This is a genomic window from Microbacterium sp. MTN4-26 (assembly GCF_042846595.1).
Taxonomy (GTDB): Bacteria; Actinomycetota; Actinomycetes; order Actinomycetales; family Microbacteriaceae; genus Microbacterium; species Microbacterium luteum.
The window spans coordinates 12,014-27,088 of sequence record NZ_BTGO01000007.1; the positions used below are offsets into that span (position 1 = coordinate 12,014).

Genomic DNA, 15,075 nt, shown 5'->3' on the forward strand with positions numbered 1-15,075 from the left:
CCTTCGGCGTATGTGGGGGCGAACGTCGATACAGCTGGCGAGGCGTACGTGCAAGAAATTCTGTCTTTCATGAGTAACTTCTCATAAAACTCAGCTTTCACACAGTCCCCATCCGCCCCATAACTTCAGTTTTTCCTCAGGTCGACCGGCTTTGGCTCAGGAAAGGTCGCGGAAGTCGTGCCACGAGACGGCCGAGATCTAGCCTGGGTCGCCGGAGGAGAACGGGGGGAGAACCGTGCGGGGAATCGCGCAGACGCTCGTCCTCCTGGGATCCACGCGCGCCTCGACGCTCAGCGAGCTGCTCGCCGAACACGGTGAGGGCGACCGCTTCCTGCACGAGGTCGTCGCGCGCGAGATCGTCACCCCGTCACAGCTCGCCGAGGCGATCGCGCGCCAGACGGGCCACCGCTTCGTCGACATCACCGGACTGCAGCTCGAACCCGAGGTCGTCACGCTCGTGCCCGGCGGCCTCTGCCGGAAGTACGACGTGCTCCCCATCGGTCGCACGGCCGACCGGGTCGTGCTCGCCATGGCCAATCCCACCGACATCATCGCGCTCGACGACGTGTCCACCGTCACCGACCTGCAGGTGGAGCCGGTCGTCGTCGCGGCCGACGCGCTCCAGCTGGCGTTCCAGCGCTACGTGCGATCCGACGAGGAGCTCTCCGATCTGTCCGCCGAGCTGGAGGAGAGCGCGGCCACACACCTGTCGGCGACCGAGGTCGTCGACGATCAGGACAGCGATGCGCCGATCGTGCGGTTCGTGAACCTCCTCGTCACGCAGGCGATCGACGATCGCGCGAGCGACATCCACGTGGAGCCGGGCGAGTCCCACCTGACCGTGCGCTATCGCATCGACGGGGTGCTGCACGAGATGCAGCGGGCCGACCGCAACATCCAGGACGGCATCATCTCGCGGCTGAAGATCATGGCCTCCATCGACATCGCCGAGCGGCGCCGGCCGCAGGACGGCCGGCTGTCGGTCTCGCACGGCGGCCGCAAGGTCGATCTCCGCGTCGCGACGCTCCCCACGGTGTGGGGCGAGAAGATCGTGATGCGCATCCTCGACAACACCGCCGTCAGCCTCTCCCTCGCCGATCTGCGGATGGGCCGCGGCAATCTGACGCGCTTCCGCGGCGCCATCGAGCGGCCGCACGGCATGGTGCTCGTGACCGGGCCGACCGGATCGGGCAAGTCCACGACGCTCTACACGGCGCTGCGGGAGGTGTCGAACCCGCGCGTGAACGTCATCACGGTCGAGGATCCCGTCGAGTACCGCATGGCGGGGGTCAACCAGGTGCAGGTCAACGCCAAGGCCGGCCTGACGTTCCAGTCGGTGCTGCGCAGCATCCTGCGCTCCGACCCCGACATCGTGCTCGTGGGCGAGATCCGCGACAGTGAGACGGCCGTCATCTCCATCGAGGCAGCGCTCACCGGCCACCTCGTGCTCTCGACGCTGCACACGAACGACGCTCCGGGCGCCGTCGCGCGTCTCACCGAGATCGGCGCCGAGCCCTACCTCGTCGCCACCGCGTTGTCGGCGGTGGTCGCGCAGCGCCTCGCGCGGCGGCTGTGCTCGACCTGCCGGCAGCCCTATCGCGAGGACTCGGCGGTGCTCTCGCGCCTGGGTGTTCCGCACGATCCGACCGACGTGCCCGTGCTCTACGGCGCGCAGGGGTGCCCGGCGTGCTCCGGGACGGGCTATCGCGGACGCGTCGGCCTGCACGAGGTGATGGCGATGACCCCCGACCTGGAGGCGGCGGTGGTGCGCAGCGCATCCGGCGCCGACCTGCGGGAGCTCGCGCTCGCGCAGGGCATGACGAGCCTGCGGGCCGACGGGTGGTCGAAGGTGCTCGAAGGTCTCACCACGATCGAGGAGGTGCTGCGTGTCACGGTCTGAACTGCGGATGCGGTCAGGGGGCGGTGTCGCCGAAGACGCGCCCGAGCGGGTGCTGGAGGGGGTGCTCCGCACGGCCGCGACGATGGGGTCATCCGACATCCACTTCTCCGCCGACGCGCCGGCGCTCCACCGGCACGACGGACACCTCGTGCCGGTGCCGGGCTACGAGCACCCCATCCCGGGACCGGTGCTGCTCGACGCACTCGTGGGGATCATGTCCGCCGCGCACCGCGAGGGGTTCCACGCCACCGGCGATGTCGACCTCTCCCACACGGTGCCCGGGACCGGGCGGTTCCGCGTGAACGTGTTCCGCCAGCTCGGGCAGGTCGCGGCGGCCTTCCGTCTCATCGCGAGCCGCGCCTTCACCCTCGACGAGCTGGGCGCGCCGGCCATCGCCGGAGACCTCGCGCTGCGTCCGCGCGGGCTCGTGCTCGTGACCGGGCCGACCGGATCGGGCAAGTCGACGACCCTGACGGCCATGATCGACCTCATCAACCGCACCAAGCAGGATCACGTGGTGACGGTGGAGGATCCGATCGAGTTCGTGCACACGTCGCAGCGCTCGCTCATCCACCAGCGCGAGGTCGGCGCCGACACGACCTCCTTCGCCGAAGCGCTCCGCCGCGTGCTCCGGCAGGATCCCGACGTCATCCTCATCGGCGAGCTGCGCGACCCGGAGTCGATCTCGACCGCGCTCACCGCTGCCGAGACGGGCCACCTCGTGCTCTCCACCCTGCACACGCAGGGGGCGGCGAAGAGCATCAACCGCATCGTCGACGCGTTCCCCGCGCACCAGCAGAACCAGGTGCGCAGCCAGCTCGGCGACACGCTGCAGGGGGTCATCAGCCAGACGCTCCTGCCCAAGGCGCAGGGGGGAGGCCGCGTGATCGCGACCGAGGTGCTCGTGTCGACGCCGGCGGTGGCGAACCTCGTGCGCGAGAACCAGATCGCCCAGCTGTACAACGCGATGCAGGCCGGGGAGGGTCACGGCATGCACACGCTGGATCAGTCGCTGAAGACCCTCGTCGAATCGGGCGACGTCGCCGCCTCGCTCGCGCGTCACTACCTCACCGACCCGCATGCCCTCGACGGCGTGCGAGTGCGCCCGCGCGACTACGACGCCGAGGCGTGGCTCGGCGGAAACGCCGACCCCGCGCCGCCGTCGGACGACTGGATCCTGTGACATGCCGCTGGAGGAATATCGCTGGCGCGCGGCCACCGCCACCGGGGCGGAGGCGAAGGGGGTGCTCGAAGCGGCGAGCGAGAGCGCCGTCGTGGCGAAGCTCCGGGCGCAGGGGCTCGCTCCGCTCAGCGTCGTGGCGCAGTCCAAGACGGGGCTCAACCGCGACGTGACGATCCCCGGGTTCGAGCGCGGCGTCGCCACGAAGGACCTCGCGGTGTTCGCGCAGCAGTTCGCCGGACTCATCCAGGCGGGGCTCCCCCTCATGCGGGCGCTCGCCCTGCTCGCCGAGCAGACCCCGAACCGGCGGCTGGCGTCGGCGCTGACGGCGGTGCAGGTCGACATCGAGTCGGGGTCGTCGTTCTCCACCGCGCTCGCGGCGCATCCGAACGTCTTCCCGCCGCTGATGGTGAGCCTCGTGAGCGTCGGCGAGACCGGCGGCTTCCTCGCCGACTCGCTCGAGGCAATCTCGCGCAGCTACCAGGCCGACGTGAAGCTGCAGCAGAAGATCCGCTCCGCCATGACCTACCCGATCATCGTGCTCGTCATCGCGGTCGTCGGCGTCATCGCGATGATCACGTTCGTGGTGCCGGTGTTCGAGAACATGTTCGCGAGCATGGGCGGCGAGCTCCCGCTCCCGACGCAGATGCTCGTGACCCTGTCGCACAACATGGTGTGGATCCTGCCGCTGCTGATCGTGGTCGCCGTGGCGGGGTGGATCTGGTACCAGCGCGTGAAACACACCGACCGCTTCCGGGGCGTCGTCGATCCTTTCCGCCTGCGGATGCCGGTGTTCGGCTCCCTGGTGACGAAGATCGCCGTGGCGCGATTCGCCCGCAACCTGTCGATGATGCTCGGGGCCGGGGTGCCCCTCATGCAGGCCCTCGACCTCGTTGGCAGGGCGGCGAACAACAAGGCCATCGAAGACGCCCTGCGCAGCGTGCGCGAATCGGTGCGCCTCGGCCGGTCGTTCTCGGCGCCACTCGCGCGCGCCGCCGTCTTTCCGCCGATGGTCAGCCAGATGGTGTCGGTCGGCGAGGAGTCGGGGTCGCTTCCGGACATGCTCGAGAACATCGCGGCGATGTACGAGGCCGAGGTCGACGCGGCATCCGAGCAGCTGACGAGCATGATCGAGCCGATCATGATGACGGTGCTCGGACTCCTCATCGGCGGCATGGTCGTCGCGCTCTACATGCCGATGTTCACGATGTACCAGCAGCTCGGTCAGTGACCGGGGCCGGCCGCGGCGCGGCGGTGCGGCTCAGGGTCGCGTGAAGACGAGGAGCGTCGCGCTGAGGCTCGCCCCGCCCTCGGCGCCCTCGGTGACGGAGGCCTGCGTCACCGCGACCAGGCGGGGGCCGGCGCGCAGCTCGTCGAGGATGCGCGTGGCGGCCTCGACCGTGGGCGCGGCCACCACGACGGTCACCGACGTCTGCTGAGGGCCGTCGCTCGCCGCGACGGGCGCCGGGGTGCTCGACTCGAGGGTGGTGCTCGGCCCGACGGCGGCGGAGGCGTCGTCGGTCTCGGCTGCCTCGTCTGCGGGCTGCGGTGCCGGAGTGGCGGTCTCGTCCGTGCGCACGGCGAAGGCCTCGCTGCTCGCGGGCGTCACCGAGGTGACCGAGCCGCCCTGCGCGGCGGCCGCGTCGATCGCGAGCAGGAGCACGTCGTCGACGCGCGCCTCGGCGGGGATCTCCGCGCGGAGGGTCGCGACCTGCGCCTCGAGGGCCGTCATGTCGGCGGACTGGGCGACCAGCGCATCCAGCACCCCCTGCTGCGAGCGGTTCTGCGCGGCGACCGCGTCGGCCTCGCCCGCCGTGCGGGTCGCCTGCGTGAACAGGGGGAGCGCGAACACGAGCACGGCGAGCACGAGGATCGCGAGGGTCGTGGCCGCGCCGATGAGGTTGACGAGCTGCTTGGTCATCTCACTCCTCGGCCGTGAAGGCGCCGGTGTACACGGACTGGTCGAGCGCGATGCGCAGGGTGTAGGTGAACACGCCGTCGGCGGCGGTCAGCGACTCGAGGTCGGCCGCGATCACCGCGGGGGCCTCACGCAGGTCGCGGGTCGCCGCGACGAGGTCGATCGCGGCGGGCGTCTGCACGGTCACGGTGCCCGACATCCCGGTCGCAGACGTCGGGTCGGACCCCGCCACGGGCGCGGCGCCGGCATCGAGCGAGAAGCCGGTGATCGTCACCCCGGCCGGCAGGTGCGAGGCGATGAGCGCGACCGCGGGCGTCCACTCCAGGTCGCCGGCCATCGCATCGGCGCGCAGCGCCTGCAGGTCTCCGCGGGTCGCCAGCGCTTCGCTCACCTCCGACAGCTCCGCGATGCCGGTGAGGATCTGCTGGGTGCGGGCCTGCTCGAGGCCGAGCCGCACCGACGAGGCGACGTGATAGGCGGCGGCTCCGCCCACGAGCAGCGCCGAGACGGCGACGGCGGCGATGCCGACGACCATCCACGCGCGGGCGCGCGCCAGCATGTCGCGCCGTCGCATCTCGGACGGGGGCAGCAGGTCGACACGGGGGAGAGCGCCGATGGGAAGCACGGGCTGCCGGGTGCGACGCACGTTCACGAGACGCCGCCCTGCAGCAGCGCGGCCGCGCCGGTCAGGCGCGCGGCCGTTCCGACGGGCAGCGCGAGACCGGGAGCGGCCGGCACGAGATCGCCGACCGAGACCGGGGTGACCGGGGCGCCGGCGGCCGTCGCGATCGCCTCGACGAGTCGCGGATGCGCGGCGTGCGTCCCGGTCACGAAGGCGATGTCGATCGGCGCGGCGTTCGCACGGTCGCGGTAGAAGGCGACGGTGCTCCGCAGGCGCCCGACGAGGTCGATGAGCGCCGTCTGCACCGCGGGCGAGAGCGCGTCGCGCGCATCCGACTCGACCGCCGCGGCGCGACGACGGCGAAGCGGCTCGGATGCGGGTGCCGGTTCGTCGGGGGGTGCCGCGTCGACGATGTCGAGCGGAACGACGCGCACGAATCTCGGCACCCCGTCGGTGGCGATGACGATGTGCGTGGTGTGCTCGCCGATGCCCACGAGGAGGCCGGTGCGGCCCGGCTCGACGAGGGTCGCGAGGGCGCGGGCGTAGCCGAAGGCGACGAGGTCGATCGACAGGGGGCGAAGGCGTGCCTTGTCGAGGGCGCCGACGAGCTCCTCCATGTGCTCGGCGACGGCGGCGACGAGCAGGCCGTGCACGCCCCGGTCGTCCTGCGCGGTCGGCACGAAGTCGAGAACGGCCTGATCGACCGGCACGGGCAGGCGGTCCTGCACTTCGAACGGCAGCGCCTGGCGGATCTGCGCGGGGTTGGTGAGCTGGGTCGAGTGCTCCCGCACGAGGATGCGGCGATTGCCGACGCCGAGCACGACGTTGCGCTGCGAGATGCGCGCCTCGGCCCACAGCCGCTGCAGGGCGACGGCGACCGCATCGCGATCGAGCACCTCGGAGTCCTTCGCCGCCCCCGGCGGCACCGGCACCTCGCCGGCCGCCACGACGGTCGGGGTGCGTCCGAGGCTCACCTCGATCGCGCGCACGCTCTCCTCGGTGATCTCCACCGCCACCTGCGTCTTCGGCATGATCGTCCTCACAGCTCCGGGTACAGGCCGGTGTAGGCGAGCGCGATCGCGTCGCCGGCGAGCACGCCGATCCAGGCGCCGACGATGATCCACGGGCCGAACGGGATGGCCGTACGCCGACCGCCGCGGCGGCCCAGCAGCATGCCGACCCCGAACGCGCCGCCGGTCACGAACGCCGCGAACGCACCGACGAGCAGCGGGCCCCATCCGAGCCAGCCCAGCATCAGGCCGACGACGGCCGCGAGACGCACGTCGCCACCGCCCATGCCGTCGGGACGCACGAATCGGATCGCGGCGTAGAACGCCCACAGGGCCGCGGCGCCGACGAGCGCGCGCAGCAGGGATGCGCTGTCGGCGCCCAGCAGCACGGCGAGACCGAGGAGTGCCGCGCACACGATCAGGGCGGATCCGGTGATCGCGTGGGGGAGGCGGCGGGTGTCGAGGTCGATGAGGGTGAGCACGATCCCCGAGGCCGCGAACCACAAATAGGCCGCGATGACGACGAGCGTCGCCGCGGGCGGACCGGGAAGGGCGAGAACGCCCCACGCGACGACGACGGCGAACACGATCGCCGTGAGCGCCTCGACGAGCGGGTAGCGCACCGGGATCGCCGCACGGCATCGCGCGCAGCGGCCGCGGAGGGCCAGCCATCCCAGCACCGGAACGTTGCGCCACCACCGCACCGGCTCGTCGCACGCGGGGCAGCGGCTCTCGCGCAGCAGCGAGATGCCGGCGGGCACGCGATAGGCGACGACGTTGAGGAACGAGCCGATGACGGCGCCGAAGACGCCGGCGCCGACGGAGACGAGGGTGAGGGCGAGCGGGGTCACGGGGATGCCACCTCCCGGCGCCACAGCACGTCGCCGAGCGCGTGCTCGCCGGTCTCGATGATCGTGGGCGTGCCGCCGTATCCGCCGTCGGGGGCGGGCTGACCGGGCAGGCTCATGAGCTCGCCCTTGATCGTGATCTGACCACCGGAGTTGAACCCGTTCGTGTAGAGGGATCCGAGCAGCACGCCGCCGCCGGAGACGGACAGGCGGCACGGGGTGTAGATGAGCGAGCGCACGCCGTCGAGGTTGGCGCCGTTGGTGTTGACATTCGTGGCCGTCGCGCCGAGGGCGCACGAGGGCCTTCCGTCGGGCACGGTGTCTTCGGTGATGAAGTACACGCGGGGCGTCGCACCGGTGGCGGCGGTCATGGTGAGGCCGGTCGTGTCGAACTTCTTCGCCAGGAGCACGACGTTCGAGGCCTTCAGCGCCGGTGCCGGATTGCCGCCCGCGTTGGAGGTCAGCTGGTCGCACGCGCGGCCGTCGATCACGACCGTGCCGGTGTAGTTCGCGAGGTCCTTCCATCCGCGGTTCCCGCCGCCGACCCACGTGCCGTCGACGCTCCACCCGGTGTGCTTGTTGTAGTAATCGCACGTGTCGGTCGCGTTGGCGCTGACGTTGCGCAGCGTCACGACGGTCGCACCCGGCCAGTCGGCGGCGCGGTAGGTGTAGTCGAACCAGCCGGGCAGGCTCGGCGCGGGCACGGTCGGCACGTCGTCGGTCTGGATGGTCTCACCCTCGATGCGGCCGCCGTTTATCGAGGGTGTGCTGCCGGTCGGCAGGGTCACGTCGCCCTCGATGACCCGGCTGTTGACGGTGACGGAGCCGTTCGCGATCACGTTCGTGTGGGCGCGGGCGCCGCTCCAGAGCAGGTCGAGTGCCCCGTTGACGTGCACGGTCGAGAGCGGATCGTCGGCGTTCGCGCTGCCGATGCTGCTGTTGATCTTCGAGGTGCCGGTGCCCGCGGCGAGGATGTCGCCGAGCACCGTCGTCGCGCCGCCGTCGAAGGTGACCGTTCCGCCGGCGTAGATGTCGCCGCTGACGTTGCAGCCGTCGCTCGAGGTGACGTTGCCGCCCACCAGCAGGTTGCCGGGGATGCCGAGCCGGCAGCCGAACGTTCCCGTGACCGCGACCACCTGCGGCTCGTTGCCGCCGTGCGCGAGCAGGGTCACCTGGCCCATCGTCGAGGCGTCGTAGAGCACGAGGCCGACGGGGGTGAGCGACGGATCGACGGCCTCGATGGTCTCGGCGACGAGGGCGTAGACCGCCTGCACGGTCGCCGACGTGCCGTCGGCCGTGCCGGTGGCGGTGAGGGTCACCGTGCTGCCGTCGTCGGCGCACGTGAGGGATGCGGTATAGGCGGCGCCGGTGTCGAGCGCGCCGTCGGGCACGGTCGCGTCGCACAGGTCGCCGCCCTTCGCGGCGGCGACCGCTTCGGCCATGCCGGCGTCGGCGGCGGCGCGCGCCTCGAGCGTGGCGCGGACGCCGCTCGTGGTGAGCGTCGTGTTCACGACGGCGCTGGAGAGCCCGACGGCGATGACGCCGAGCACGAGCGAGACGATCAGCACCGAGATGAGGGCCGCGCCCCGGTCGTCGTCGACGGCGCGGTTGCGGGCGCGGTCGCGGACGCGGACGCGGTTCGGTCGGGTCACCAGCATCGGGCACCGCTTCCGTCGTCGCGGGCGCCGGCGACGGCCGACCCCGAGAGCGAGGTCGTGCTGCGCGCGTTCAGCTGCGGCTGCTTCGACGCGACGACCGTCAGGTTCCACGACAGATGGCGGTCGTCGAGGGTGAAGGGCGGCAGCGCCGCGCCGGCGGCATCCGTCGCGGGTTCGACGACGTCGACGAGGGCGCCCCACGTCGTCGCGGGGGCGGGTGCGGTCTGCGTGCCGGTGAGCGGGGCGGAGGTGTGGGTGCGGGCTTCGAAGTCGCCGTCGGCGCCGGCGCGGGTTCCGTCGGCGTCCGTCGTGGTGAGGTCGACGAGCGCCCACGCGCGGCACTGCCAGCCGGTGTCGCCGGTGGCGACGCGGGCCCGCACGAGGGTGCCACCGCCCGGGATGTCCTCCACGACGATCTCCGCGGCATTGCGGATGTCGGTCTGCAGCGACGTGCTGAGGGCCTGGGCGCGACCCGTGGCGAGGTCGAGGTCGCGGGTGGCGGCGGTGGCCTGCATCGTCGAGACGAACAGCGAGGCGATGAGGGTCAGCAGCATGCCGCCGACGAAGAGGGCGACGAGCAGCTCGACGAGACTGAGGCCCGCGTCGTCGGCGGCGGCCATCTCTCGCGAGGACAGGTCGGCGCTCATGGGGCGGTCACCACGATCTTGGTCGCCATCTCGACGACCGGGGAGCCGGCGTAGGCGTCCGCATCCCGCACGGCGACGGTGACCGTCACGGCGGCCGGGTACGAGGTCGGGCACGCGTCGACGGTCATGTCGGCGACGAGGCCCGTGTCGGCGGCGTCGGGAACGCCCGTCGCCGCGGCGTCGGCCAGCGCCGTGCACGAGTTGGCCGCGTCGTCGGGATGCGCCGCCCGCACATCCGCGAGCTGCCCCGCCGCGAACGACTGCGCCGACGCGCGGTCGCGGTTGCCGGCGCTCAGCACCGACGCCTGAAGAGCCAGGGGGAGGATCGCGACGGCGATGACGGCGAACAGCAGCATCGACACCACGACCTCGACGAGACCGAAGCCCTCGTCGGAGCGGGTGTCGCGGGTGCCGGCCATGCCGGATCCTTTCCGGGAGATGCGGGATGGCCGGGCCGACGCCACGCGTCGACCCGGCCGAGGTGAAGCGGCTGGGTCAGCTTTCGTCCGGAATCACGGAGTCTGCCTCCACGCAAGCCGGACCCGCGGCGGAGATGCGGTCACCGCTCCTGGCGGTCACGCAGTAGTTCTCAACTGAGTCGCCTCGCACGAGCGTCAAGGTGTAGTCGTCGCTCATTGCGGTGAGCTGGCTAGACACAGCGGTCGCGTCGTCGCCCTGCGCAAAGTCTGCAGCGGCCTGTGAAGCGCCATTCGCGGCTGCCGTATCCACGGCGCTCTGCTCTGCCTGCCCCTGAAGCCCCAGGAAGACCGGGACGGCGATGGCGGCGAGGACGCCGAGGATCACGACGACGACGATCAGTTCGATGAGCGAGAAGCCGGCGTCGCCGTTCTCCTTGCGACGCCGCAGGGCGGCGATGTAAGTGGTCATGCGAGTCTCCCTTAGCGGTGTCGAGGGTGCGGGAGGTCCCCGCGGCATCCACTGTCCCCAGCGCACCTCAGATCTCCAATGCCCCGACGTCAGGCGTTCCTCAGGTTTCCTTCAGCACCCAAACTTGAGCCGATGCATATCAACTTCATTTGACACCGCGAACCTCGCGGTCTACGCTTGAGTCGTCTCGGCTCAGGTCCCTGAGTCGACCCGTGACTTTCGGCAACAACCCGGGCCGCGCATCCGCTTCGGCCCCACCCAGAAGGAGAAGACATGCCCCGTGCTGTTGGAATCGACCTCGGTACGACGAACTCCGTCGTCAGCGTGCTGGAGGGCGGCGAGCCCAAGGTGATCGCGAACGCCGAGGGCTTCCGCACCACCCCCTCGGTGGTCGCTTACACCAAGGACGGCGAGGTGCTCGTCGGCGAGACCGCCAAGCGCCAGGCCGTCACCAACGTCGACCGCACCGTCTCCAGCGTCAAGCGCCACATGGGCACCGACTGGGGCTTCGACGTCGACGGCAAGAAGTGGACGCCGCAGGAGATCTCCGCGCGCATCCTCATGAAGCTCAAGCGCGACGCCGAGGAGTACCTCGGCGACACGGTGACCGACGCGGTCATCACCGTTCCGGCGTACTTCAACGACGCCGAGCGCCAGGCCACGAAGGAGGCCGGCGAGATCGCGGGCCTGAACGTGCTCCGCATCATCAACGAGCCGACCGCGGCGGCCCTCGCCTACGGCCTCGACAAGGGCCAGGAGGACGAGCTCATCCTCGTCTTCGACCTCGGTGGCGGCACTTTCGACGTCTCGCTGCTCGAGGTGGGCAAGGACGACGACTTCTCGACCATCCAGGTGCGCGCCACCTCGGGTGACAACCGCCTCGGCGGCGACGACTGGGACCAGCGGGTCGTGGACTACCTGATCAAGCAGTTCAAGGAGACCACCGGCGTCGACGTCTCGGGCGACAAGATCGCGCTGCAGCGCCTCAAGGAGGCCGCGGAGCAGGCGAAGAAGGAGCTCTCCAGCTCGTCGTCGACCTCGATCAACCTGCCCTACCTGTCGCTGACGGAGTCGGGCCCGGTTTCCCTGTCGGAGACGCTGTCGCGCGCCAAGTTCGAAGACCTCACCAAGGACCTCCTCGACCGCACCAAGAAGCCGTTCGAAGACGTCATCCGCGAGGCCGGCATCAAGGTCGCCGACATCGCCCACGTCGTGCTCGTCGGTGGCTCGACCCGCATGCCCGCGGTCGCCGAGCTGGTGAAGAAGGAGACCGGCAAGGACGCCAACAAGGGCGTCAACCCGGATGAGGTCGTCGCCGTCGGCGCCGCCCTGCAGGCCGGTGTCCTCAAGGGTGAGCGCAAGGACGTGCTGCTCATCGACGTCACCCCGCTGAGCCTCGGCATCGAGACCAAGGGCGGCATCATGACCAAGCTCATCGAGCGCAACACCGCCATCCCCACCAAGCGGAGCGAGACCTTCACGACCGCCGACGACAACCAGCCGTCGGTCGCGATCCAGGTCTTCCAGGGCGAGCGCGAGTTCACCCGCGACAACAAGCCGCTGGGCACCTTCGAGCTCACCGGCATCGCGCCGGCCCCGCGTGGCATCCCGCAGGTCGAGGTCACCTTCGACATCGACGCCAACGGCATCGTGCACGTGTCCGCGAAGGACAAGGGCACCGGCACCGAGCAGTCCATGACCATCACGGGCGGCTCGTCGCTGCCCAAGGAGGACATCGACCGCATGGTGCGCGAGGCCGAGGAGCACGCCGCCGAGGACAAGAAGCGCCGCGAGGCCGCCGAGGTGCGCAACCAGGCCGAGACCACGTCGTACTCGGTCGAGAAGCTCATCTCCGACAACGCCGACAAGCTGCCCGAAGAGGTCAAGACCGAGGTGCAGGCCGACGTCGACGCCCTCAAGTCCGCGCTCGCCGGTGACGACGACGAGGCCGTGAAGACGGCTTTCGACAAGCTGAACCAGAGCCAGCAGAAGCTCGGCGAGGCGATCTACCAGTCGTCGCAGAACGAGCAGGCCGCCCCCGGCGCCGGCGCGTCGGAGGAGCAGGCATCGACGGAGTCCGATGAGGATGTCGTCGACGCCGAGGTCGTCGACGAGGACGAGGACAGCTCGGAGGAGAAGAAGTAACCATGCCCAAGGACTTCGAACCGGGACCCGACGAGGTCCCCGAGAACGAGGTCCCCGGCGACGAGGGGTCGGAGGCTCAGGCCTCCGACCCTCAGCCGGAGGATCCGGCCCTGACCGTCGACGACATCCTCGGTGCGGAGCAATCCGAAGACGCCGCCGGTGCCGACGCGGAGGACCAGGTGCTCGCCGACCTCGAGTCGCAGCTGCTGGGAGACCTCAAGCGCCTGCAGGCCGAGTACGCCAACTACCGCCGCCGCACCGAAGAGCAGCGCGAGGTGGAGATCGAGCGCGCCAAGGGCTCGGTCGCCAAGGGACTGCTGCCGGTGATCGACGACCTCGACCGCGCGGAGAAGCACGGCGACCTCAACGAGGGCACCCCCTTCGCCGCGATCGCCGAGAAGCTGCGCGGCGTCGTCGAGCGCATGGGCATCGAGCCCTACGGCGCCGCCGGCGAGGCGTTCGACCCCCAGCACCACGAGGCGATCTTCCAGGCACCCACCCCCGGCACCGAGACCCCGACGATCCTCGAGGTCGTCGAAGTCGGATACCGCCTGGGCTCTGTCGAGCTGCGTCCGGCCAAGGTCGTCGTCGCCGTTCCGGCGGAGTAGGAGGACACGTGGCGAGTCAGGACTGGTTCGACAAGGACTTCTACAAGGTCCTCGGTGTCTCCAAGGAGGTCAGCGCCGCCGACCTCAAGAAGACCTACCGAAAGCTCGCGCGCACCTACCACCCCGATTCCAACCCGGGGGATGCCAAGGCCGAAGCGAAATTCAAGGAGATCAGCGAGGCGTACGCCGTGCTGAGCGATCCCGAGCAGCGCGAGGAGTACGACCAGATCCGGGCCATGGGCTCGGGCGCGCGCTTCACCGCCGGCGGAGCCGGACAGGGTGGGGGCTTCGAGGACGTCTTCTCGAGATTCGGGCAGGGTCGTGGGGGCGGCGGCTACAGCAGCGCCGACTTCGACGACATCTTCTCGATGTTCAACCAGCAGCAGGGTGGGCGCGGCACGGGCTTCGGCTCCGGTCGATTCGGGCAGCCCTCCGGCGGGTTCCAGGGATTCGGCGGTCCGTCGCGCGGTGCGGATGTCACCGCGCGCACGACCATCGACTTCATCACCGCCACCAAGGGCGAGACCATCACCCTGCAGGGTGAGGACGGCAAGCCGTTCAAGGTGAAGATCCCCGCCGGTGTGCGCGACGGGCAGAAGATCCGCCTGCGCGGCCGCGGTCGCCCCTCGCCGGACGGCGGGGAATCGGGCGACATCGTCGTGCAGGTGACCGTGCGGCCGCATCCGGTGTTCACCCGAGACGGGCTGAACCTGCGCGTGACCGTGCCGGTGACCTTCACCGAGGCCACCCTCGGCGCCACGATCGAGGTGCCGACCCTCGGCGGAGACCCGGTGCGACTGCGGGTCGCGGCGGGCACCCCGTCGGGGCGCGTGCTGCGGGTCAAGGGTCGTGGCGTGCAGACGCAGAAGGGCACCGGCGACCTCCTGGCGGAGGTGCAGGTGGCGGTGCCGTCGCACCTGGATGACGCGGCCCGTGAGGCGCTCGCGGCGTATCAGGCGCTGGAGCCGAAGGAGAACCCGCGCGCGGACCTCATGGCGAAGGCGCGCACGTAGCGTTTCGTCTCGCTCCGCTCGCTCAACGACCGGTGGGGGTGACCGGTGGCCGCGGAGTACCTTGGGATCAACCTTTTCCGGTCGTTGAGCGACGAGCGGAGCGAGGAGACGAAACGGAACGAGGTGAGCACATGGTGGACCCCGACGAGATCGACGAGGACGCACCGATCCTCGCCATCGCCGGCGCCGCGGAGCTGGCGGGGATGCATCCGCAGACCCTGCGCCAGTACGACCGTCTCGGCCTCGTCGTGCCCGCCCGCACCCAGGGCGGGTCGCGCCGCTACTCGCTGCGGCACGTCGCGCAGCTGCGAGAGGTCGCGCGCATGTCGGCGGAGGGCATGAGTCTGCCGGCCATCGCGCGCATCCTCGAACTGGAGAACCGGGTGCGCGAGCTGCACCTGCGCGTGCGCGACCTCGAAGACCGCATGAAGAGCGAGCTCGAGCGACGCCCCGGTGCGCGCGTGTTCGCGGCCGGCGCGACCGGCTCGGTCATCTCGCTGCGCCACGGCACCCGCGTGCGTCGCGCCACCGAGGTCGTGCTGTGGCGTCCGCACCGCGCCCTGCCTCCCGCCGACGACACCGACTCGTGAGAGCCTGGGCGGCGAGGCTGCCGGTCAACGCCGGGCGGCGCTCGTAGT

Annotated in this window: 15 protein-coding genes; 7 read left to right on the top strand and 8 right to left on the bottom strand. The window is 70.8% G+C overall.

Going from position 1 to position 15,075, the window contains the following annotated elements; genetic code table 11:
* The first annotated feature begins 235 nt into the window (after nt 1–235).
* Genes ACGG9C_RS07305 through ACGG9C_RS07315 form a run of 3 tightly spaced genes read left to right on the top strand, consistent with a single transcriptional unit; the run spans nt 236 to nt 4,311 of the window.
* Nucleotides 236–1,900 (top strand): GspE/PulE family protein, encoded by a 1,665-nt coding sequence (locus tag ACGG9C_RS07305; protein ID WP_194384009.1) that lies wholly within the window; start codon nt 236–238, stop codon nt 1,898–1,900.
* Nucleotides 1,887–3,083, top strand: a complete 1,197-nt coding sequence (locus ACGG9C_RS07310; protein ID WP_272872941.1) for a type IV pilus twitching motility protein PilT — start codon at nt 1,887–1,889, stop codon at nt 3,081–3,083. The genes ACGG9C_RS07305 and ACGG9C_RS07310 overlap by 14 nt, the downstream gene beginning before the upstream one ends.
* 1 nt (nt 3,084) lies before the next feature.
* Nucleotides 3,085–4,311, top strand: coding sequence for a type II secretion system F family protein (locus tag ACGG9C_RS07315; protein ID WP_390178468.1), 1,227 nt, complete (start codon nt 3,085–3,087; stop codon nt 4,309–4,311).
* 30 nt (nt 4,312–4,341) lie between these two features.
* Here ACGG9C_RS07315 and ACGG9C_RS07320 read toward each other — a convergent pair whose 3' ends face one another.
* The 8 genes from ACGG9C_RS07320 to ACGG9C_RS07355 form a co-directional block, all read right to left on the bottom strand.
* The gene (locus tag ACGG9C_RS07320) at nt 4,342–5,001 is read right to left on the bottom strand and encodes a hypothetical protein (RefSeq protein ID WP_390178469.1); all 660 of its coding nucleotides are present in this window, start codon (nt 4,999–5,001) and stop codon (nt 4,342–4,344) included.
* A 1-nt stretch (nt 5,002) separates the two neighbouring features.
* A complete protein-coding gene (locus ACGG9C_RS07325; protein WP_390178470.1) occupies nt 5,003–5,650 on the bottom strand; it encodes a PilN domain-containing protein in 648 nt (215 codons plus the stop codon).
* The gene (pilM, locus tag ACGG9C_RS07330; protein ID WP_390178471.1) at nt 5,647–6,651 is read right to left on the bottom strand and encodes a type IV pilus biogenesis protein PilM; all 1,005 of its coding nucleotides are present in this window, start codon (nt 6,649–6,651) and stop codon (nt 5,647–5,649) included. The genes ACGG9C_RS07325 and pilM overlap by 4 nt, the downstream gene beginning before the upstream one ends.
* A gap of 8 nt (nt 6,652–6,659) precedes the next feature.
* Nucleotides 6,660–7,481, bottom strand: coding sequence for a prepilin peptidase (locus tag ACGG9C_RS07335; protein WP_390178472.1), 822 nt, complete (start codon nt 7,479–7,481; stop codon nt 6,660–6,662).
* Nucleotides 7,478–9,136 carry a hypothetical protein gene (locus tag ACGG9C_RS07340; RefSeq protein ID WP_390178473.1) on the bottom strand — a complete coding sequence of 553 codons (1,659 nt, stop codon included), beginning with the start codon at nt 9,134–9,136 and terminating at the stop codon, nt 7,478–7,480. Before ACGG9C_RS07340 ends, ACGG9C_RS07335 begins: the two co-directional genes overlap by 4 nt.
* Nucleotides 9,127–9,783: a PilW family protein gene (locus tag ACGG9C_RS07345; RefSeq protein ID WP_390178474.1), complete on the bottom strand. Its 657-nt coding sequence runs from the start codon at nt 9,781–9,783 to the stop codon at nt 9,127–9,129. Before ACGG9C_RS07345 ends, ACGG9C_RS07340 begins: the two co-directional genes overlap by 10 nt.
* On the bottom strand, nt 9,780–10,202 hold the full coding sequence (locus ACGG9C_RS07350; protein WP_390178475.1) for a prepilin-type N-terminal cleavage/methylation domain-containing protein: 423 nt from the start codon (nt 10,200–10,202) through the stop codon (nt 9,780–9,782). Before ACGG9C_RS07350 ends, ACGG9C_RS07345 begins: the two co-directional genes overlap by 4 nt.
* 76 nt (nt 10,203–10,278) lie before the next feature.
* The gene (locus tag ACGG9C_RS07355) at nt 10,279–10,671 is read right to left on the bottom strand and encodes a prepilin-type N-terminal cleavage/methylation domain-containing protein (RefSeq protein ID WP_390178476.1); all 393 of its coding nucleotides are present in this window, start codon (nt 10,669–10,671) and stop codon (nt 10,279–10,281) included.
* Nucleotides 10,672–10,944: 273 nt separating this feature from the next.
* On the opposite strand from ACGG9C_RS07355, the gene dnaK reads away from it, so the two are divergent.
* The 4 genes from dnaK (at nt 10,945) to ACGG9C_RS07375 (ending at nt 15,027) form a co-directional block, all read left to right on the top strand.
* Complete coding sequence (gene dnaK, locus ACGG9C_RS07360) at nt 10,945–12,816, top strand: molecular chaperone DnaK (protein ID WP_390178477.1); 1,872 nt, start codon at nt 10,945–10,947, stop codon at nt 12,814–12,816.
* Nucleotides 12,817–12,818: 2 nt separating this feature from the next.
* Nucleotides 12,819–13,424 (top strand): nucleotide exchange factor GrpE, encoded by a 606-nt coding sequence (locus ACGG9C_RS07365; protein WP_071045457.1) that lies wholly within the window; start codon nt 12,819–12,821, stop codon nt 13,422–13,424.
* An 8-nt stretch (nt 13,425–13,432) separates the two neighbouring features.
* On the top strand, nt 13,433–14,437 hold the full coding sequence (locus tag ACGG9C_RS07370) for a DnaJ C-terminal domain-containing protein (protein WP_390178478.1): 1,005 nt from the start codon (nt 13,433–13,435) through the stop codon (nt 14,435–14,437).
* Between the two features lie 131 nt (nt 14,438–14,568).
* Nucleotides 14,569–15,027: a heat shock protein transcriptional repressor HspR gene (locus ACGG9C_RS07375; RefSeq protein WP_071045455.1), complete on the top strand. Its 459-nt coding sequence runs from the start codon at nt 14,569–14,571 to the stop codon at nt 15,025–15,027.
* Nucleotides 15,028–15,075: the final 48 nt, after the last annotated feature.